Origin of the sequence: Ruegeria sp. R14_0, assembly GCF_017743975.1 — a bacterium.
Classification (GTDB): Bacteria; Pseudomonadota; Alphaproteobacteria; order Rhodobacterales; family Rhodobacteraceae; genus Ruegeria.
Genome location: NZ_JAGHRC010000002.1, coordinates 175002 through 193970 on the forward strand (window position 1 = coordinate 175002; position 18969 = coordinate 193970).

The 18969-nt window shown below is 60.2% G+C and carries 18 protein-coding genes; 10 read left to right on the plus strand and 8 right to left on the minus strand.

Annotated elements, in window-relative coordinates; translation table 11 throughout:
• Positions 1-103: 103 nt before the first annotated feature.
• The gene (gene rlmJ, locus J7416_RS06900) at positions 104-901 is read right to left on the minus strand and encodes a 23S rRNA (adenine(2030)-N(6))-methyltransferase RlmJ (protein WP_209224002.1); all 798 of its coding nucleotides are present in this window, start codon (positions 899-901) and stop codon (positions 104-106) included.
• A 155-nt stretch (positions 902-1056) separates the two neighbouring features.
• Between rlmJ and J7416_RS06905 the strand changes: the two genes are divergently transcribed.
• The 6 genes from J7416_RS06905 to J7416_RS06930 are packed head-to-tail and all read left to right on the plus strand — an operon-like array spanning position 1057 to position 7624.
• The gene (locus J7416_RS06905) at positions 1057-2103 is read left to right on the plus strand and encodes a rod shape-determining protein (protein WP_039523195.1); all 1047 of its coding nucleotides are present in this window, start codon (positions 1057-1059) and stop codon (positions 2101-2103) included.
• A 59-nt stretch (positions 2104-2162) separates the two neighbouring features.
• Positions 2163-3065 (plus strand): rod shape-determining protein MreC, encoded by a 903-nt coding sequence (mreC, locus tag J7416_RS06910; protein WP_209224003.1) that lies wholly within the window; start codon positions 2163-2165, stop codon positions 3063-3065.
• Complete coding sequence (locus J7416_RS06915) at positions 3058-3594, plus strand: rod shape-determining protein MreD (protein WP_209224004.1); 537 nt, start codon at positions 3058-3060, stop codon at positions 3592-3594. The genes mreC and J7416_RS06915 overlap by 8 nt, the downstream gene beginning before the upstream one ends.
• On the plus strand, positions 3591-5540 hold the full coding sequence (gene mrdA / locus J7416_RS06920; protein ID WP_209224005.1) for a penicillin-binding protein 2: 1950 nt from the start codon (positions 3591-3593) through the stop codon (positions 5538-5540). Before J7416_RS06915 ends, mrdA begins: the two co-directional genes overlap by 4 nt.
• The gene (rodA, locus tag J7416_RS06925) at positions 5537-6676 is read left to right on the plus strand and encodes a rod shape-determining protein RodA (RefSeq protein WP_209224006.1); all 1140 of its coding nucleotides are present in this window, start codon (positions 5537-5539) and stop codon (positions 6674-6676) included. The genes mrdA and rodA overlap by 4 nt, the downstream gene beginning before the upstream one ends.
• 15 nt (positions 6677-6691) lie before the next feature.
• Positions 6692-7624, plus strand: coding sequence for a glyoxylate/hydroxypyruvate reductase A (locus J7416_RS06930; RefSeq protein ID WP_209224007.1), 933 nt, complete (start codon positions 6692-6694; stop codon positions 7622-7624).
• Here the strand turns inward: J7416_RS06930 and J7416_RS06935 are convergent.
• The 6 genes from J7416_RS06935 to J7416_RS06960 all read right to left on the minus strand — a co-directional run bounded on the left by J7416_RS06935 (position 7621) and on the right by J7416_RS06960 (position 14304).
• Positions 7621-9636: a M3 family metallopeptidase gene (locus J7416_RS06935; RefSeq protein ID WP_209224008.1), complete on the minus strand. Its 2016-nt coding sequence runs from the start codon at positions 9634-9636 to the stop codon at positions 7621-7623. The two genes, J7416_RS06930 and J7416_RS06935, sit on opposite strands and share 4 nt — an antisense overlap.
• A gap of 198 nt (positions 9637-9834) precedes the next feature.
• Entirely contained in the window at positions 9835-10884 is a 1050-nt protein-coding gene (gene moeB / locus J7416_RS06940; RefSeq protein WP_209224009.1) for a molybdopterin-synthase adenylyltransferase MoeB, read from the minus strand.
• A complete protein-coding gene (dut, locus tag J7416_RS06945; RefSeq protein ID WP_209224010.1) occupies positions 10884-11339 on the minus strand; it encodes a dUTP diphosphatase in 456 nt (151 codons plus the stop codon). The genes moeB and dut overlap by 1 nt, the downstream gene beginning before the upstream one ends.
• A gap of 14 nt (positions 11340-11353) precedes the next feature.
• Complete coding sequence (coaBC, locus tag J7416_RS06950) at positions 11354-12550, minus strand: bifunctional phosphopantothenoylcysteine decarboxylase/phosphopantothenate--cysteine ligase CoaBC (protein ID WP_209224011.1); 1197 nt, start codon at positions 12548-12550, stop codon at positions 11354-11356.
• Positions 12551-12613: 63 nt separating this feature from the next.
• Positions 12614-13429 carry a ChaN family lipoprotein gene (locus J7416_RS06955; protein WP_209224012.1) on the minus strand — a complete coding sequence of 272 codons (816 nt, stop codon included), beginning with the start codon at positions 13427-13429 and terminating at the stop codon, positions 12614-12616.
• Positions 13426-14304 (minus strand): RNA polymerase factor sigma-32, encoded by an 879-nt coding sequence (locus J7416_RS06960; protein ID WP_170427070.1) that lies wholly within the window; start codon positions 14302-14304, stop codon positions 13426-13428. Before J7416_RS06960 ends, J7416_RS06955 begins: the two co-directional genes overlap by 4 nt.
• Positions 14305-14404: 100 nt before the next feature.
• Here J7416_RS06960 and cobU point away from each other — a divergent pair, with 100 nt between their 5' ends.
• Genes cobU through J7416_RS06980 form a run of 4 tightly spaced genes read left to right on the plus strand, consistent with a single transcriptional unit; the run spans position 14405 to position 18004 of the window.
• Entirely contained in the window at positions 14405-14926 is a 522-nt protein-coding gene (gene cobU / locus J7416_RS06965; protein ID WP_209224013.1) for a bifunctional adenosylcobinamide kinase/adenosylcobinamide-phosphate guanylyltransferase, read from the plus strand.
• Positions 14923-15501, plus strand: a complete 579-nt coding sequence (locus J7416_RS06970; RefSeq protein WP_209224014.1) for a histidine phosphatase family protein — start codon at positions 14923-14925, stop codon at positions 15499-15501. The genes cobU and J7416_RS06970 overlap by 4 nt, the downstream gene beginning before the upstream one ends.
• Before the next feature lie 58 nt (positions 15502-15559).
• Positions 15560-16444, plus strand: coding sequence for a glutathione S-transferase (locus J7416_RS06975; RefSeq protein ID WP_209224015.1), 885 nt, complete (start codon positions 15560-15562; stop codon positions 16442-16444).
• 45 nt (positions 16445-16489) lie between these two features.
• Positions 16490-18004 carry a YifB family Mg chelatase-like AAA ATPase gene (locus tag J7416_RS06980; protein ID WP_209224016.1) on the plus strand — a complete coding sequence of 505 codons (1515 nt, stop codon included), beginning with the start codon at positions 16490-16492 and terminating at the stop codon, positions 18002-18004.
• Here J7416_RS06980 and gshB read toward each other — a convergent pair.
• Positions 18001-18933: a glutathione synthase gene (gene gshB / locus J7416_RS06985; protein WP_209224017.1), complete on the minus strand. Its 933-nt coding sequence runs from the start codon at positions 18931-18933 to the stop codon at positions 18001-18003. The genes J7416_RS06980 and gshB overlap by 4 nt on opposite strands.
• Positions 18934-18969 lie beyond the last annotated feature (36 nt).

Below are 18969 nucleotides of genomic sequence, written 5' to 3' on the forward strand. Positions count from 1 at the left end.
GGCGTGCATTCCACGAGGTTATTGTTGTCACATCAGATTTTTTGCCAGGCCGGGGTGCCGTTCAGCAAAGAGCGTTCGTGTGGACAGTGAGCCACCCAGTCACTCAGGTCTGGGCAGACAGCCTGCCAAACAGAACGTCCAACTGATCCGCGGCATTGCCAAGGCCGTAAGGCGCGTTCACGACGAACATGCCAGAGCCGATCATCCCGTGCCCTTTGCGCGCGGCGGGAAACTGCACCTCATGATGCAGCACTTTCGGAAAATCCCGTTTCGCCAAGGCGTCACGCATCGCCCGGTGGCGCCCGTTCGCAAGAATCGGATACCACAAGGCGATCACACCCACATTCCACTTGCGGTTCAGCGAGGCGATTATGCCGGGCAACCGCTCGTAGTCTGTTTTAACTTCGTAACTTGGGTCAATAAGCAACACACCACGTCGGGGCGTGGGCGGCAGCAGGGATTGTGCCAACTCGAACCCGTCCTGGCGATAGGTTCGCGCATCGGTCGTCACCAAAGCCGCTGACAAGGCGCGGAATTCCTGTGGGTGCAGTTCGGCCAAATGCATCTTGTCCTTCGGGCGTAACAACTTCGCCGCGATCAGCGGTGACCCCGGATACGCGGACGGGCCATGTTGAGCCTGCACCGCTGCGATCGCCCGGCTCAGCGGGTGGTCGGCATCGAACCAACCGTCGGACTGAACACGCTCGATCCCCGCCGCGGCCTCACCGGTCTGAATGGCCTGATCCGAGTCCAGATGGTACAGCCCGCGCCCCGAATGGGTTTCGATGTAGCTCAGCGGCTTATCCTTCTGGGTCAGATACGCCAGTGTTTCCGCCAAAATTGCGTGCTTGTGGACGTCAGCAAGGTTACCTGCGTGGTAAATATGTTGATATGAGAGCATTTTGCCTTCTAAAGTCCCTACCATTAAGGCGGAAAGGTGCTGATTGCCGTGGAATCAGCCCTTTTACCGGGCGAGTTGGCACCCTATAAGTCATCCGTCCCGGAACCGTCGAGTCGCGGGCAGTAGAAAAACCGACATACAGGATCAGGGGAAACATGGGGATCTTTGGCAATCTGGGCGGCCTGTTCACAGCGGACATGGCTATCGACCTTGGGACAGCGAACACGCTGGTTTATGTCAAGGGACGCGGTGTGATCCTGTCTGAACCTTCGGTCGTCGCGTATCACGTCAAGGACGGCGTGAAAAAGGTTCTGGCCGTGGGCGAGGATGCCAAGCTGATGCTGGGCCGAACCCCCGGTTCGATCGAAGCCATTCGCCCGATGCGTGAAGGCGTAATTGCAGACTTCGACACCGCCGAGGAAATGATCAAGCACTTCATCCGCAAAGTGCACAAACGTTCGACCTTCTCGAAACCCAAAATCATTGTCTGCGTCCCCCATGGCGCGACTCCGGTCGAAAAGCGGGCGATCCGTCAGTCGGTTCTGTCAGCAGGCGCGCGCCGCGCTGGCCTGATTGCCGAACCGATTGCCGCCGCAATTGGCGCGGGGATGCCGATCACTGATCCGACCGGCAACATGGTTGTCGATATCGGCGGTGGTACAACCGAAGTTGCCGTCCTGTCGTTGGGCGACATCGTTTACGCCCGCTCGGTCCGTGTTGGTGGAGACCGGATGGACGAGGCCATCATCTCGTACCTGCGTCGTCAGCAGAACCTGCTGGTCGGTGAATCTACCGCCGAACGGATCAAGACCACCATCGGTACCGCGCGTATGCCCGATGACGGCCGCGGCCAGTCGATGCATATCCGTGGCCGCGACCTGTTGAACGGTGTGCCCAAGGAAATCGAAATCAGCCAGGCCCAGGTGGCCGAGGCCCTGTCGGAACCGGTCCAGCAGATCTGCGAGGCGGTGATGACCGCGCTGGAAACCACGCCACCCGATCTGGCGGCGGATATCGTGGACCGGGGCGTGATGTTGACCGGTGGCGGCGCGCTGCTGGGCGATCTGGACCTTGCTTTGCGCGAACAGACCGGTCTGGCCGTGTCGATTGCCGATGAAAGCCTGAATTGTGTGGCTTTGGGCACCGGCAAGGCGCTGGAATACGAAAAACAACTGCGCCACGCGATTGACTACGAAAGCTAAGGCGCGCACCCTTTACCAAATAGGGTAAATTCGGCACGAGCAGCACGGGAAGGTTACCTGTGGCAAAAGACCGATCACAGCGCGATGAATACACGACCCCCTTGCGCCGCCTGTTGCTGGGGATCGTCGTGTTGTGTCTGCTCGGCATCTTTCTGATCTGGCGGATCGACAGCCCGCGCGTGGAACGGTTTCGTGCGCAAGTCGTAGACCGTGTTGTGCCCTCGATGGAATGGGCCATGGTCCCGGTCACCGCCGCCGTCAATCTGGTACGCGATTTCCAAAGCTACCAACGGCTCAGCGCCCAGAACCAGGAACTGCGCAGCGAATTGCGTATCATGCGCGCCTGGAAAGAAGCGGCGCTGCAACTTGAACAGGAAAACGCCCGACTGCTGGACCTGAACAATGTCCGTCTGGACCCGCGCCTGACCTACATCACCGGGGTTGTGATGGCAGACAGCGGCTCGCCGTTCCGCCAGTCTGTCCTGCTGAACGTAGGAGAGCGGGACGGTATTCGCGATGGCTGGGCCACAATGGACGGGATTGGTGTCGTTGGGCGCATCTCGGGTGTTGGCCCGGACACCGCGCGGGTGATCCTGATGACAGATGCCTCCAGCGCGATTCCAGCCACGATACAACCATCCGGCCAGACCGCCTTGATCACCGGCGACAACACCCAGTCCCCGTCAGTCGAATTCCTTGAGAACCGTGAACTGGTCCGCCCGGGTGACCGCGTTGTGACCTCGGGCGATGGCGGCGTGTTCCCCGGCGGTCTGCTGATTGGCCAGATCACCGAAGACCCCGGGGGGCGCCTGCGCGTGCGCTTGTCGGCAGATTTCGAACGGCTCGAATTCCTACGAGTACTGCGCTTTCATTCGGCCCCCGTGATCACCGATCCGGGTGACATTGTCGGGCCCCGCCGACCCGAAGCCGCCCTGACCCCGTCGGAGACAGGTGATGGATAGGCAAATCTCGCATATCTGGATCATGCGGGCGCTGTACCTTTTTCTGGCGGTGCTGATCATGTTCCTGCATCTTCTGCCGCTGGACACGCAGCCCGATCGCTGGCCATTTCCTGACTTTCTGATCGCGATGACATTCGTTTGGGTTTTGCGCCAACCCGACTATGTTCCGATCCTTCTTGTTGCGGCAGTGATGTTGATGGCGGACCTGCTGTTGCAGCGTCCCCCAGGGCTGTTGGCCGCCCTTGTCGTATTGGGAACCGGTTATCTGCGCTCGGCCGCGCCGGGGATGCGGGATGCGGGCTTTGTCGCCGAATGGACAAGTGCCGCTGTGGTGATCACAGGGGTTTTCCTTTTGAACCGCGTCATTCTTGCTATTCTGTCCGTACAACAAGCGGCATTGGGCCCGGTGGTGGTGCAAGTGGTTTTGACAATTGCAGTCTATCCTCTGTTCGTTCTTCTCAGCCAAAACGTGTTTGGCGTCCGGCGCGTGTCGGTGTCCGACTCTGTCACCGGAGGAGCGCGGGCATGAAACAGCGTAAGCCAAAAAGCCAGGGCCTGGCCTACAAGCGCCTGCCCCGCAGGGCTTTGGTCCTGGGCGGGCTGCAGGCGGCTTTCATCGGTGGTCTGGCGGCCCGCATGCGGTTTATGCAGGTGGATCAGGCTGACGAATACCGCCTGCTGGCCGAGGAAAACCGGATCAACATTCGCTTGATCCCACCGACGCGCGGTCGCATTTATGACCGCACCGGCCAGATCATTGGCCAGAACACGCAGTCTTATCGCATTGTGATGGTCCGCGAAGACGCGGGTGATGTCGACAAGGTCATTGCCAAACTTTCCGAGCTGATCCCTCTTACACAGGATGAAATTGATCGCGCCAAGACCGAAATGCGCCGATCCGCTCCGTTCCTGCCCGTCACGCTGGCCGATCAGGTTACGTGGGAGGATATTTCGAAAGTCGCCGTCAACGCGCCTGCCCTGCCTGGCGTCACGCCCGAGGTCGGCACCGCGCGCCTCTACCCCCGGTACGAGGATTTTGCCCATGTGGTCGGTTATGTCGGGCCCGTCAGCGACTATGACCTCAGCCAGATCGAAGACCCCGAGCCTGTTCTGCGCATTCCACGGTTCCAGATCGGCAAGGTCGGGCTGGAAGCCAAACAAGAAAGTATGTTGCGCGGCAAAGCAGGCGCAAAGCGGGTCGAGGTCAACGCAACGGGCCGCGTCATGCGCGAACTTGACCGGCAAGAGGGCGAGGCCGGGGCCGATCTGCAATTGTCCGTCGATGCGGACCTTCAGCAATATGCCCAAGCGCGCCTGGCCGGTGAAAGCGCTGCTGCAGTCGTCATTGATTGTGAAACCGGAGACATAAGGGCGATCAGTTCGGCCCCCAGTTTCGACCCCAATCTGTTTGTACGCGGCATCTCGGTCGCGGATTACCGCACGCTGACGGATGACAAGTATCGTCCGCTTGCAAACAAGACGGTGCAGGGAACCTATCCGCCCGGATCGACCTTCAAAATGATCACCGCGATGGCCGCGCTTGAGGCCGGCGTGGTCGGCCCTGGCAACACGGTCTATTGCCCCGGTCACCTGAAAGTCGGCAGCCGCCGGTTCCACTGCTGGAAGCGCGGTGGGCACGGAACGGTGGACCTGAACCTGTCACTCAAACGCAGCTGCGACGTTTATTACTACGATGTGGCACTGCGCACCGGAATCGACAATATCTCGGAAATGGCGCGCAAGTTCGGCTTGGGTGTCAAGCACGACATCCCGATGTCCGCCGTCGCGGCGGGTCTGGCACCCAATCAGGCTTGGAAAGAGAGGGTTCACGGGGAAAGCTGGCTGGTGGGTGACACCGCCAATGCTTCGATCGGGCAAGGGTTTATGCTGGCCTCACCGCTGCAGCTTGCCGTCATGACTGCGCGTATCGCTACGGGCCGGGCCGTGAAACCACGCTTGGTTCGGTCCGTGAACGGTATCGAAGAACCCTCGGGCGCGGGCGAGCCGCTGGACGTCAACCCAGCCAATTTGGAACAGGTGCGCAAAGCGATGTTCTCGGTCTCGAATGACCGGGGCGGCACGGCGTATCGCAGCCGCATCATCGCCGATGATCTGCGTATGGCGGGCAAGACCGGAACCAGCCAGGTGCGCAACATCACCAAGGCCGAGCGTGCGGCCGGTGTGATCCGCAATGAAGATCTGCCCTGGGAACGGCGCGACCACGCCTTGTTCGTCAGCTATGCACCCTATGACAATCCGAAATACGCCATTGCGGTTGTGGTCGAGCACGGCGGCGGCGGTTCCAAGGCCGCGGCCCCGGTCGCGCGCGATATCATGCTGCAGGCGCTTTATAACGGCACGCCGCCGCTTGAGGCATATCCAGTCGCTGATCGCGAGCGCATCAAGGAACAGCAAAAACGGCTTGAAGGCGACCGCCGCCCCAAAGCGCGCCCGTCCGAAAAGGACCGCGCATGAGCTATCTTGAGTATGCCGTCAAATCTACGCCGACCGGGTTTCGCAAGTTCCTGTTTATGAACTGGCCGCTGACGCTGTTATTGATCAGCGTCGCCAGCGCTGGCTTCCTGATGCTGTACTCTGTCGCGGGTGGGTCGTGGATGCCGTGGGCCGAACCGCAACTGGAGCGTTTCGGGCTGGGCTTGACTGTGATGTTCATCATCGCGCTGGTGCCGATCTGGTTCTGGCGCAACATGTCGGTTCTGGCCTATCTGGGCTCGATTGTCCTTTTGGTTTTTGTGGAGCTGTTCGGCACCATCGGTATGGGCGCGCAGCGATGGATCGACCTTGGCTTCATGCGATTGCAGCCATCTGAGGTGATGAAGGTCGCGCTGGTCATGGTCTTGGCGGCCTATTACGACTGGCTGCCTTCGCACAAAACCTCGCGCCCGCTTTGGGTCTTGATCCCGGTGGCCCTGATCCTGATCCCGACGGCCATGGTCCTCAAGCAACCTGATCTTGGGACATCGATCCTGTTGCTGGCGGCAGGCGGGGGCCTGATGTTTCTGGCCGGTGTCCACTGGGCCTATTTCGCGGCCGTTATCGCCGCCGTTGTCGGGTTGATAGCGACGGTGTTCAACAGCCGCGGGACCGAGTGGCAATTGCTCAAGGACTACCAGTTCCGCCGCATCGACACGTTCCTTGATCCCTCGACCGACCCGCTGGGGGCTGGCTATCACATTACGCAGTCCAAAATCGCACTTGGTTCGGGAGGCTGGAACGGGCGCGGGTTCATGCAGGGCACTCAGTCGCGCCTGAACTTCCTGCCCGAAAAACACACTGATTTTATCTTTACCACGCTGGCCGAAGAGTTCGGATTTGTCGGTGGCATCACCCTGCTGGTCCTTTACGCGCTGATCATCATCTTCTGCATGGTCACGGCTCTGGCCACCAAAGACCGGTTTTCGTCGCTGGTAACGCTGGGCATTGCGCTGAACTTCTTCCTGTTCTTTGCGGTCAACATGTCGATGGTCATGGGCTTAGCACCGGTTGTGGGTGTACCCCTGCCAATGGTCAGCTATGGCGGTTCGGCCATGCTGGTTTTGATGGCAGCCTTCGGTATCGTCCAAAGCGCGCATATCCACCGCCCCCGTTAATCTGAAAGGCCCTTCATGCCAGTAAACGTCCTGTTTTCCGCGCGCCCTGAACAATGGCCCGTGTATGAACCGCTGCTGTCCGAGGGTCTGACCCAAGCCGGTCTGGACTTCCACCTCGCGACCGATTTTGAACCGGATCAGGTCGATTACGTGGTCTATTCCCCCGCCAGTGGATTGCTGGACTTCTCGCCCTTTACACGCCTGAAAGCGGTTCTGAGCCTGTGGGCCGGGGTCGAGAAAATCGCGGGCAATGACACGCTGACCGTTCCCTTGGCACGGATGGTGGATGACGGGTTGATGCAGGGCATGACGGAATGGGTGGTCGGACAGGTGCTGCGCTATCACCTGGGTATGGATCGCTATATCACAGTCCAGGACGGCGTTTGGGCCCCTGATGCCCCGCCGCTTGCGACCCAACGGCATGTCTGCGTGCTGGGTTTGGGTGCGTTGGGTGAGGCTGCTGCGCGAGCGCTCGCCGCGCTGAACTTCAACGTGACGGGGTGGAGCCGTACCGCAAAGGATATCCCCAGAGTAACCTGCCTGCACGGAGCCGAAGGGTTGCGCACCGCGTTGTCCAGTGCCGAGATCGTGGTTTTGCTGCTGCCCGACACCCCCGCCACCGAAAACGCGATGAACGCAGACACGCTGGCCTTGCTGCCCAAAGGCGCGCGGATCATCAACCCCGGTCGTGGCCCGCTGATCGATGACGACGCCTTACTGGCCGCGTTGGATGTAGGTCAGATCGGTCATGCGACACTGGACGTGTTCCGCGTGGAACCTCTGCCTGCGGAACACCCATACTGGGCGCACCCCAAGGTCACTGTCACACCGCATATCGCGTCGGAAACCCGCCCAGTCACTGCGGCGCAGGTCATCTGTCAGAACATCATCCGAGGGGAGGAAGGCAAACCCTTCCTTCACCTCGTTGACCGTTCTCTGGGCTACTAAGCCGCGATTAGCCCACGGCCTTTCAACAGCGCCTCAACCCCCGGCAAACGCCCGCGGAAGGCCAGATAGAGGTCTTCCGCCTCGCGGGAACCACCGGTGGAAAGGATGTTTTCTTCAAGCGCCTTGGCGCGGTCCGGGTCAAAAGCTCCGCCAGCCTCTTCAAAAGCAGCGAAGGCGTCCGCGTCCATGACCTCGGACCACATATAGCTGTAGTAGCCCGAACTGTACCCGTCGCCCGCAAACACATGCGCAAAATGCGGTGTGGCGTGTCGCATCCTAATGGCTTGCGGCATACCGATTTCAGCCAATACCTCAGCCTGTTTTGCCATCGGATCGGCTGGTGCCGCGCCATCGTGGAACGCCAAGTCAACCAGCGCCGAGGCCACGTATTCCACCGTTTGGAACCCCTGATCGAAGTTTGCGGCTTTCAAAACCTTCTCCAACATTTCCTGCGGCATTGGTTCGCCGGTCTCAGCATGCGTAGCAAACTCAGCCAGCACTTCGGGCACTTCCAGCCAGTGTTCGTAAAGCTGGCTGGGCAATTCCACGAAATCGCGCGCAACACTGGTGCCCGATATGCTTTCATAGGTCACGTTGGACAGCATCTGATGCAGGGCGTGACCGAATTCGTGGAACAATGTGCGTGCATCGTCATAGGACAACAGCGCCGGGTTGCCTTTGGCAAAGTTGCAGACGTTGATCACGATAGGGGCCTGCACCTCGGGGAACTTCGCCTGGCTCCGCATTGCGCTGCACCACGCGCCTGAGCGTTTCGATCCGCGCGCGAAGTAATCGCCTATGAACACAGCGATATGCTGACCATCTCGCGTCACTTCCCATGCACGACAATCCGGATGGTACAGCGGCACGTCCAATGGCGCGAACTCCAGGCCGAACAGGCGGTTGGCGCAGGCAAAAGACGCCTCGATCATTCGGTCGAGCTGGAGGTAGGGCTTCAGCGCCGCCTCATCCAGATCATGTTCGGCCTTGCGGCGTTTCTCGGCGTAGTAGCGCCAGTCCCAAGCCTCAAGCGGGCCGTTGACACCATCGTCCTGCATCATTGCGGTCAGGATTTCCGCATCCGCATCCGTTCTTTTCTTGGCTGGCTCCCAAACCTGCATCAACAGATCACGAACTCTGTCCGGCGTGCGCGCCATTTCGGTTTCCAGCTTGTAGGCTGCGAAATTGGGGTAGCCCAACAGTTTGGCCCGTTCTTCCCGCAGGTTCAGAACCTCTGCCGCAATCTCGCGGTTGTCAGTTTCACCGCCATTGGCTCCGCGCGCGGTCCAGGCGCGGTAGGCTTTCTCACGCAGATCGCGACGGGGAGAGAATTGCAGGAATGGCACGATCAGGGACCGGGACAAGGTGACCACGGGACCATCTGCGCCCTTCTCTTCCCCGGCGGCGCGGGCGGCATTCACGACGAAATCGGGCAACCCTTCCAGGTCACCCTCAGACAGGTCCATGTACCAATCGCGCTCGTCGGCGAGCAGGTTTTGAGTGAAGGAGGTTCCCAGCGAGGCCAAACGCGATTTGATGTCTTGCATGCGGTCGTCATCTGCGCCTTCCAGCGCCGCGCCTGCCCGGACAAACCCGCGATGGGTCAACATCAAAACGCGAGCCTGTTCTTCCGTCAGCTCCAGCTCATCCTTGCGCGCCCAAAGATCGGCCACGCGCTGAAACAGTGCCTTGTTCGACGATATCCCTGAGAAATGCGCCGACAGCTTTGGAGAAAATTCGCGTTGCAGCTCTTCCCGCTTCGCATTGCTGTCTGCCCCTGCAACAGTGAAAAACACAGACAGCACCTTGTCCATCTGCTCGCCCGCCGCTTCGAGCGCTTCGATCGTATTGGCAAAGCTGGGCTGTTCAGGGCTATTTGCAATCGCGTCGATCTGCGTGTTGTGGGCGGCCATGGCCTGTTCCAACGCGGGCGCGAAATCCTCATCCGAAATTTCGGCGAAAGGTGCGATTTCGAACGGCGTGGTCCAGTCGGACAGGATCGGGTTGGTCATGCGGATCTCCTTTGCTGGTCAAGCTAGGGAGCGGGAACAGGATGGTCCAGAGGTCGCCCTGAATATGGCCGCGAAAAAGGCGAAGATTTGGAGATGCCACAGCCGTAGCGAACAGGGTCTCCCGCCCCTGCAGCGCGCATCAAAGATGCGCCTTGGCAGGGTTGGGCCGGGCCGCGCGCAGGCGCGCGGCGGTTGCGCCTAAGACTTGGCCGTCCCGCAAATGGGGCAGTCCGAACGCCGGGTCAGCGTGATTTTGCGGCTTTCGCCATAGAGCGCATCGTAGATCAACATCTCGCCCCTCAGGGCCTGCCCTGCCCCGGTGATCACCTTGATCGCTTCGACCGCCATCATGGACCCGACCACACCGGGCAGCGGACCGATCACGCCGGCTTCGGCGCAGGACGGGGCCAGACCCGGAGCCGGGGCTTCGGGGAAGATGCACTGATAACAGGGGGCACCGTTGGTCGGGTCGAAGACGCTCAGCTGTCCTTCCCATTGCGACAAGGCACCCGAGATCAGCGGTTTGCCCAATGCGACGGCTGTTCGGTTCGCCAGATAGCGGGTGTCGAAATTGTCGGTGCCATCGAGGATCAGGTCGAAATCGCCGAACAAGTCTGTTGCGATCTCTTCGTTCAAACGGCGGTGATAGGGCAGCACGACCACATTGGGGTTCTGCGCCTGCATGGCTTGCTGTGCCGAGAACACCTTTGGCATCCCGATATCGGCATCGCGATGGATCACCTGGCGCTGCAGGTTGGCGTTTTCCACAACATCATCGTCGATCACACCGATCGTGCCCACACCAGCCGCTGCGAGATACTGGAGTGCCGGAGCACCAAGCCCGCCCGCGCCAATCACCAGCACGCGGGCCTGCTTCATCTTTTTCTGACCCGGTCCGCCCAGTTCACGCAGAACGATATGGCGGGCATATCGTTCCAGCTCGGTTTCCGAGAACTTGTCGGAAGGCGCATCGGGTTCGTCCGCTGTCTGTGGGGTTGCGCGATTACGCAGTGCCTGCAGCACCCTGCCATAGATCAGCACCAAAACCGCGGTGCCGCCCAAAATCAGCCACAACGCCGCAGATCCGCCAGTTGCCTCGCGCAGAGGATGCCCATCCGGCAATGTCAGCTGTATGATCAGCACTCCGGCCAACAATACGCTGACCGACACGATACGAGCGGTCCGGGATACTCCGGCCAGATAGCCAACGCCCCACAAACCGGCGGCAAGGATCAGGACAAGAAACATCAGCCGCGCCCGGTCGAGCCGAAGCCGCCTGCGCCACGGTCCGTGTCACTGAGGACCTCAACAGGTTCGAACGTGGCCTGCACCACAGGGGCGACGACCAGTTGCGCAATACGTTCGCCATGCGCAATCTCAAAGCTTTCCTGACCCGCATTCAGCAATATTACGCCCAAGGGCCCCCGATAATCGCTGTCGATTGTGCCGGGCGTATTGGGCAGAGTGATGCCGTGCTTCAATGCAAGGCCAGACCGGGGTCGCACCTGCACTTCGTACCCGTTGGGAATTTCGATCCGCAACCCTGTGGGAACCAAAGCGCGTTGACCCGGCTCGAGAGTGATGGACGCGCCATCCGGCAGGTTCGCGCGGACATCAGCCCCGGCTGCTCCGGTCGTTTCGTAAGACGGCAAGGCAATCGCCGGGTCGGCCCCCTCGTCGCGGATCACACGAATTGCTACCATTCGGTCCCTCTTGTTCAGCTATTCAAAGCGTCGGCGATCTTTTGTGCCAGACGTTGCGCCACGGCATCCTTGCCCATGCGCGGCCATTCCTCGGCCCCATCGTCAGATATTAGCGTAACCGCGTTTTCCGAACCGCCCATGATACCCGTTGCCGGGCTGACGTCATTGGCCACGATCCAGTCGCACCCTTTGCGCGCCCGTTTTGCCGTGGCGTGTTCGATCACATTGTCGGTTTCCGCCGCAAAACCAACGACCAGCGAGGGCCGTCCGGCCTCTAGCCTTGATATCCGTTTAAGGATGTCCGGGTTCTCAGCAAACTCGAGCACGGGCAGGCCATCGCGGCTTTTCTTGAGTTTCTTGTCCGAAGCCGTTGCCATCCGCCAATCGGCCACTGCAGCGGCAAAGACGCCCGCATCGACCGGCAAAGCAGCGTCCACGGCGTCCGACATCTGTTGCGCGGTCTCGACGCGAACAAATTGAACGCCCTCGGGCGGCGGAACGTCCGCTGGCCCGGTGACAAACACCACGTCAGCGCCCAGCGCGGACAATGCCCGTGCCACCGCCGTACCCTGCGCGCCAGAGGACCGGTTGGCAATGTAACGTACCGGATCAATCGGTTCGTGCGTCGGACCAGAGGTGACAAGAACACGCTTGCCCTTCAATGGGCCGTCGCCCAGAGCGGCCTCAACCGCTGCCACAATCTCAAGCGGTTCGGACATCCGGCCAGGGCCGTATTCGCCGCAGGCCATGTCGCCTTCATTCGGGCCGACAAAACGGATGCCATCGGCTTGCAGTTGCGCGAGGTTGCGCTGGGTCGCGGGGTGATCCCACATGCGCACATTCATCGCGGGCGCGCACAGAACGGGCGCGTCCGTTGCCATCAACAGGGTCGAGGCCAGATCATTGGCCAATCCAGACGTCGTCTTGCCCATCATATCCGCCGTTGCCGGGGCGACGACGATCAGGTCAGCAGAGCGCGACAGCTGGATGTGGCCCATCTCGGCCTCATCCGTCAGGTCAAACAAATCGCGGTATACCTTCTCACCGGCCAGAGCGGACACGGACAAAGGGGTCACGAACTCTTCGGCAGCACGGGTCAACACCGGCGTCACCGAGGCACCGCGTTCTTTCAATCGCCGGATCAGATCCAGCGATTTATAGGCCGCGATTCCTGCGCCGATAATCAACAGAATGCGTTTCGATGCCAGCATGTCGTGCCCTTCCCGTCCCGGTCGGCCCCGACATTAGGCAAGGCCAAGGGACAGTTCCAGCGGTTAATTCTGTGTCTGAAAAGCCTGGCAGGGGTCCTCGCGCTCAATGCCGGGGCTGTCGAGCACCGCGTCGAATTCTCCGGTTATTGCGCCATCCTCGGACTGGCCCAGAACAAAGACGTTCAAACCCGGACGCAGGCGGGACATAAACGTGGGAATACCACGGTCTTTTCGGGCGTGCCCGTTACCCGTGATCACGGCCACAGGCCCACCGGTTTCGTCGGTGGCGCGCAATATCGACCGGGTCAAGACCGCATCGCGCAACCTTTGGATGGCGACCAACTGCGGCAGGGCACTTTCAGGGATCGCGTCGCAATGGGCCGCCAACTGATCCGCTTCGCGTTCTGCTTGCTCGTCTCGGGGTAAAGGAACCGTCAGGCCATAGCGCGCAGCATCCGCGCCCAGCGCAGTGGCAGCACCACGCTCCATCGCGGCCCGCGCAGCCGTACGCGGGACCATCGCGCCATAGACGGGCGCGTCAGATGCCTGGAACACCGGGTAATACATGCTGAGAGGCGGCCAGCCGGATTCAATCCATTTCAGGATACGGGCAAGCTCTTCGGGATTGGACACCGCCTTGTCCGCAAGTCGCTGCGCGCCTTCTTCTGTCACCATTTCCCAAACGACAGCCGACGGGTTGATGGCCTTCAATGCCTCGGCCTGAATGACGTGGTGCTGGGGGTTGTCGTGAATTTCACCCAAAATGACGACGTCCGCCGAAGTCATAGAGGCCAGAACGTCGTCAGGTATAAGGTCTTCGGCATGGCCCGTTGACGCCATAACCACAAGTGCGCAAAGCAGAATCGCAAGGTGTCTCATGCGATGAAGTGTTGCACCTCACGAGACTGGGCTTCAAGGTTCTTGCGCATCTTCACAAAGGCCGCGGCCTCAAGTTGACGGACGCGTTCTTTCGACAACCCGAGTTCCTGGCCAAGGCTTTCAAGGGTCCGCGCCGGTTCGCGCAGCTTGCGTTCGCGTACGATAAATCTTTCGCGATCATTCAGCGATTTCATCGCCGTGAGCAGCCATTCGCGCAATTGTTCGGTATCGTGGCTGTTTTCGACCGTTTCGGCAGCCTGTTCGCGATCATCTTCCAGCGCGTCGATCCATTCCCGACCATCCTCATCCGCCGATTGCACAGCGTTCAAAGAGAAATCGGACCCGGACAAGCGGCCTTCCATCATTTCAACGTCGCGCAACGGCACGCCGATCTCAGCGGCGATCATCTGGTGCAACTGGTGCCGGTCCAGATCCATGCCCTCGGTCGCGGCTTCCCGCTCAAGCCGGGCCTGAACACGTCGCATGTTGAAGAACAGGGATTTCTGGGAAGAGGTCGACCCCGTGCGCACCATGGACCAGTTGCGCATCACATAATCCTGAATGCTCGCTTTGATCCACCAGACCGCATATGTCGAAAAGCGGACGCCGCGGTCCGGATCAAACTTGTCAGCAGCCTTCATCAGACCCAGACCCGCCTCTTGGATCAGATCATTCATCGGCGCGCCATAACGTTTGAATTTCGCCGCCATTGAAATAGCTAACCGCATATAGGCCGTGATCAAACGATGCAGCGCCTGTTCGTCGCGGTCATCCCGCCACGCATATGCAAGTTGTAATTCGGTTTCCGCGTCCAGAAGCTCGGCTTTCATCGCTTGCCGGGACATCGAGAAGTCGTTCGCATTGTCCAGTGCCATTGAAATCTCCCCTTTTCACAGGCGCGGGCCGGGGTTGCTTTGCCGACCTATGACCGATACGCAAAACAGAACCGGGTGGATCACATGAAAGGTAATAATAGTGGATCCGGATTTAACCTTTGTGTTGGGCGGGGCGGCCTCGGGAAAGTCGGCTTTTGCCGAACAGCTTATTGTTTCTTCAGGGAAAAAACGGATCTATCTCGCGACATCACAAGTGTTTGATGACGAGATGAAAGATAAGGTTCAGCGCCATGTTTCGCAGCGCGGCAAAGGTTGGGAGACGATCGAAGCCCCTCTGCACCTCGGTCCGACACTGGCGACTCTGCCGCCCAACAGCGCCTGCCTGATCGACTGCGCCACCATGTGGTTAACCAATCATCTGTTGGCCGAAAGCGATCTGGAACAAGCCCAAACTACCCTGCTTCAGTCCCTGCGGCAGTGTCCGGCGCAGGTCGTCATCGTTTCGAACGAGGTCGGGCACGGGATTGTCCCCGACAATGCGTTGTCCCGCCAGTTCCGCGAGGCCCAAGGGCGGTTGAACATCGCCTTGGCGGCGGAAGCTGACATAGTGGTTCAGGTCACTGCAGGCTTGCCCTTGGTTCTGAAAGGACGCCTGGATTGACCCGCTTGCACCTTGTCCGCCACGGCCCGACCCACGCTAAAACGATGGTCGGCTGGTCCGACCTGCCGGCTGACTTAAGCGACCGCGCGGCCATTGCCCGGCTGCATGACCATTTGCCCGCCGAAGCGATTGTCATTTCCTCTGATCTCAGCCGCGCTGATCAGACCGCCTCGGCCATTCAGGGAACCCGACACCGACTGCCGCATCAGCCCGAGCTGCGCGAAATCAACTTTGGCGCGTGGGAGTTGCGCGGCTTCAAAGAGATCGAAGCCGAAGACCCCGAGCTTGCCTTTGCCTACTGGGACAATCCCGGCGATGTGCGCCCCCCGAACGGCGAGAGCTGGAACGAGGTTCGCGCTCGGGTGGATGGGGCCGTCGACCGGCTTATCGCACAGCACACCGGGCGCGACCTTGTGATCGTTGTGCATTTTGGTGTGATCCTGACACAGGTGCAACGCGCGCTTGGCGTCGACGCACAAGAAGCCTTTAGTCACCGTATCGACAACCTGTCGGTCACCGAAATCACACATCACGGAAAGCACTGGTCTGTTGAGCGGATCAATCACCTTCCGTGATACGGCCCAGCACAAATCAAAGTTTTACTGAACACGCGCAACGCGGCATCGTCCTGTCATGACCTATGATTTGTTTATTGGGGACCGCCTGTTTTCCAGCTGGTCTATGCGCGGATGGCTGATGCTGGAAAAGTTCGGCCTGCCCTATCGATCTTATATGATCGGGCTGTATTCCGGCACGATGGCTGTGGATATGAAACCCCTCGCTCCGGCTCGACTCGTTCCGGCTCTACGCTTGCCAAATGGTACGGTCGTGGGCGAAAGCCTTGCTATGGCTGAAACCTTGGCCGAATTGCACCCCGAGGCAGGATTGTGGCCGGACGACCCCGCTGCGCGCGCAACCGCACGGTGGCTTTGCGCGGAAATGGTAGCCGGATTCACCGCGTTGCGCGGCCAGTGCCCAATGCAACTGAAACACTGCTGGCAAGGGTTTGAGCCATCGCCCGAAACGCGCACCGATCTGGGCCGGATCGAAGCTCTCTGGGCCCATGCTCGGAGTGTTTCCGGCAAGGCCAGCGGCCCATTGTTCGGACAGTATTCGTTGGCGGACGTGTTCTACACGCCAGTCGCGGCGCGGATCATCGGGTATGGTTTGCCGGTCTCAGACGCAAATCGCGCGTATTGCATTGAATTGCTTTCGGATCTGTCGGTGCGCCAATGGCGCGCGATGGGGCTGACGGTGCGCTACGAGCCGTTCCCTTACGCAATGGATCTACCGTCCGAACCCTGGCCGATTGGCGGAGTATCCCGGGCCAAATCTGTTCAGGGCAACGCGGCGATCAACGATGCTTGCCCCTATTCGGGGAAACCTGTGGCCGATGTCCTTGAACTTGACGGTCAACGCTGGGGGTTCTGCAACCGCTTCTGCCGGGACAAAACCGTCGCAGACCCCGGAGCGTGGCCAAAATTCTCGACCATGATCGGAGCTGTTAACGATTCTTAAACCGTGACCGTGGCAGCAACGACCTGTTAACCAAAAAGGTCGTTCATGGTCGCCCGCGCCCACACAGTTGCTTTTCAAGGCGTAGAAGCTCGCCCGGTTGAAGTTCAATGCGCCGTCTCACCGGGTCTGCCCGCGTTTTCCATCGTTGGGCTGCCCGACAAGGCAGTTTCTGAGGCACGAGATCGTGTGCGCAGCGCGCTCAGCTCGATGGCGATTGCACTGCCGTCCAAGCGGATCACGATCAACCTCTCCCCCGCCGATCTGCCAAAAGAAGGCAGCCATTTCGACCTGCCAATCGCAGTGGCCCTGCTGTCAGCGCTGGAAATCATACCACCCGACGCTGCCGAAGGTTCCGTCTCGCTTGGCGAACTGTCGCTGGACGGTTCGTTGGTCCCGGTGGTTGGTGCCCTGCCCGCAGCCATGACCGCTGCGACCGAGGATCGGGCGTTGCTTTGCCCCCGTGCCTCCAGCGCCGAAGCGGCGTGGGTCGATGCAACTCAGGTGATCGGGGTCGGGTCGTTGGGTGATGTCGTGCGGCATTTCTCGGGCCAATCTCCCTTGCCTGCTGCGCAACCGGGCGAAGTCACGCTAGAACCCAGCGCGCGTGATCTGCGCGACGTCAAAGGGCAGGAACGTGCCAAGCGCGCCTTGGAAATCGCCGCGGCCGGCCGGCACCACCTGATCATGACCGGTACGCCCGGTTCAGGCAAATCCATGCTGGCCGCCCGATTACCCGGCATTCTGCCACCGCTCACCCCGACCGAAGCGCTGGAAACCTCGATGATCCAATCCCTGTGCGGGCTGTTGGATGAGGGCGGGATCAGCCGCAGCCGCCCATTCCGCGAACCGCACCACACCGCATCCATGGCCGCGATTGTCGGAGGTGGCCGGGGTGCAAAACCCGGTGAGATATCACTGGCCCATAACGGGGTGCTGTTCATGGACGAGTTCCCCGAGTTTCCACGCACGGTTCTGGAAACCCTGCGCCAACCGATTGAAACCGGCGAGGTCATGGTGGCGCGGGCCAACGCGCATGTAAAATACCCGTGCCGGTTCATGCTGGTCGCCGCAGCCAATCCCTGCAAGTGCGGATATCTGACCGACCCGGCCCGCGCTTGTTCCCGCGCGCCTGTATGTGGCGAAGACTACCTGAGCCGTATCTCTGGTCCGCTCATGGATCGGTTTGACTTGCGGATCGAGGTGCCCCCGGTCGGGTTCACAGATCTGGATCTGCCGCCGTCCGGCGATAGCTCGGCGACCGTTGCGGCACGCGTAGAACAGGCGCGAAGCATCCAGGCCGAACGCTTTCAAGAGGTATCAGACGTCCGTCAGAACGCTGATGTCGAAGGCAAGTTGCTTGAGGAAGTTGCCGCCCCCGATCCCGAAGGCAAAGAGCTGTTGGTCAGGGCTGCCGAGCGGTTCGGCTTATCCGCGCGCGCCTTCCACCGTATCCTTCGGGTTGCGCGGACCATTGCAGATCTGGAAGGTGCTGCCGAGGTTCGCCGCCCCCATGTGGCCGAGGCGCTGAGCTTTCGCATCAGCGCCAAGGCAGCACTTTAGAGTTTGGCTTCGATCGCCTGCCAGATCTTTTCGGCGACATTCACACCGTTGAAACGCTCAAGCTCTTGGATACCCGTCGGAGAGGTCACGTTTATCTCGGTCAGGTAGTCGCCGATCACGTCGATGCCCACAAAGACCTGCCCCTTTTCATTCAACAAAGGACCAATCGCGGCACAGATTTCAAGATCGCGGTCCGTCAGACCGATTTTCTCGGGCCGACCACCCACATGCATGTTCGAACGCGTCTCACCTTTGGCGGGCACCCGGTTGATCGCGCCCACGGCTTCACCATCGACGAGGATCACGCGTTTGTCGCCATTGCTCACGTCCGGCAGGAACTTCTGAACGATTAATGGCTCACGCGAGAAACCGGTGAACAGCTCGTGCAAAGACGTCAGGTTGCGGTCATTGGCATCCAATCGGAAAACCCCAGCGCCACCGTTGCCGTAAAGCGGTTTCAGGATGACATCGCCATGTTTTTGCTTGAACGCCTTGATGGTCTGCAGATCGCGCGCGATGGTCGTTGGCGGCGTCAGGTCAGGAAAATCCAGCACCAGCAGTTTCTCGGGATAGTTCCGCACCCAGAACGGATCGTTGACCACCAGTGCTTGCCCTTTCAGGCGGTCCAGCAGATGGGTGGACGTGATGTAGTGCATGTCGAACGGAGGATCCTGACGCAACCAGATCACGTCAAACTCGCTCAAATCAACTTCGCGTTCCGGTCCCAGCTCAGCTGGGTTGCCAGCTATGCGTTGAACCTTCATGTCCTGTCCACGTGCGGTGATCCGGCCCTCTTGATAGGCCAATTGGTCAGGGCTGTAGAAAAACAGCGAATGCCCGCGCGCCTGCGCCTCTTCGGCCAGTCGGAATGAGCTGTCGGCATTGATGTCCACGGCCCCGATCGGGTCCATCTGAAAGGCGATTTTCATGGCGTGTCCCTTAGCTTCACGCCCGATACATGGCCC

Excerpts from the sequence above, each read along its gene's own strand:
- rlmJ (WP_209224002.1), bottom strand. The coding sequence starts at position 901 with ATGCTCTCATATCAACATATTTACCACGCAGGTAACCTTGCTGACGTC.
- J7416_RS06905 (WP_039523195.1), top strand. The coding sequence starts at position 1,057 with ATGGGGATCTTTGGCAATCTGGGCGGCCTGTTCACAGCGGACATGGCT.
- J7416_RS06915 (WP_209224004.1), top strand. The coding sequence starts at position 3,058 with ATGGATAGGCAAATCTCGCATATCTGGATCATGCGGGCGCTGTACCTT.
- mrdA (WP_209224005.1), top strand. The coding sequence starts at position 3,591 with ATGAAACAGCGTAAGCCAAAAAGCCAGGGCCTGGCCTACAAGCGCCTG.
- rodA (WP_209224006.1), top strand. The coding sequence starts at position 5,537 with ATGAGCTATCTTGAGTATGCCGTCAAATCTACGCCGACCGGGTTTCGC.
- J7416_RS06930 (WP_209224007.1), top strand. The coding sequence starts at position 6,692 with ATGCCAGTAAACGTCCTGTTTTCCGCGCGCCCTGAACAATGGCCCGTG.
- J7416_RS06935 (WP_209224008.1), bottom strand. The coding sequence starts at position 9,636 with ATGACCAACCCGATCCTGTCCGACTGGACCACGCCGTTCGAAATCGCA.
- moeB (WP_209224009.1), bottom strand. The coding sequence starts at position 10,884 with ATGTTTCTTGTCCTGATCCTTGCCGCCGGTTTGTGGGGCGTTGGCTAT.
- dut (WP_209224010.1), bottom strand. The coding sequence starts at position 11,339 with ATGGTAGCAATTCGTGTGATCCGCGACGAGGGGGCCGACCCGGCGATT.
- coaBC (WP_209224011.1), bottom strand. The coding sequence starts at position 12,550 with ATGCTGGCATCGAAACGCATTCTGTTGATTATCGGCGCAGGAATCGCG.
- J7416_RS06955 (WP_209224012.1), bottom strand. The coding sequence starts at position 13,429 with ATGAGACACCTTGCGATTCTGCTTTGCGCACTTGTGGTTATGGCGTCA.
- J7416_RS06960 (WP_170427070.1), bottom strand. The coding sequence starts at position 14,304 with ATGGCACTGGACAATGCGAACGACTTCTCGATGTCCCGGCAAGCGATG.
- J7416_RS06975 (WP_209224015.1), top strand. The coding sequence starts at position 15,560 with ATGACCTATGATTTGTTTATTGGGGACCGCCTGTTTTCCAGCTGGTCT.
- J7416_RS06980 (WP_209224016.1), top strand. The coding sequence starts at position 16,490 with ATGGTCGCCCGCGCCCACACAGTTGCTTTTCAAGGCGTAGAAGCTCGC.
- gshB (WP_209224017.1), bottom strand. The coding sequence starts at position 18,933 with ATGAAAATCGCCTTTCAGATGGACCCGATCGGGGCCGTGGACATCAAT.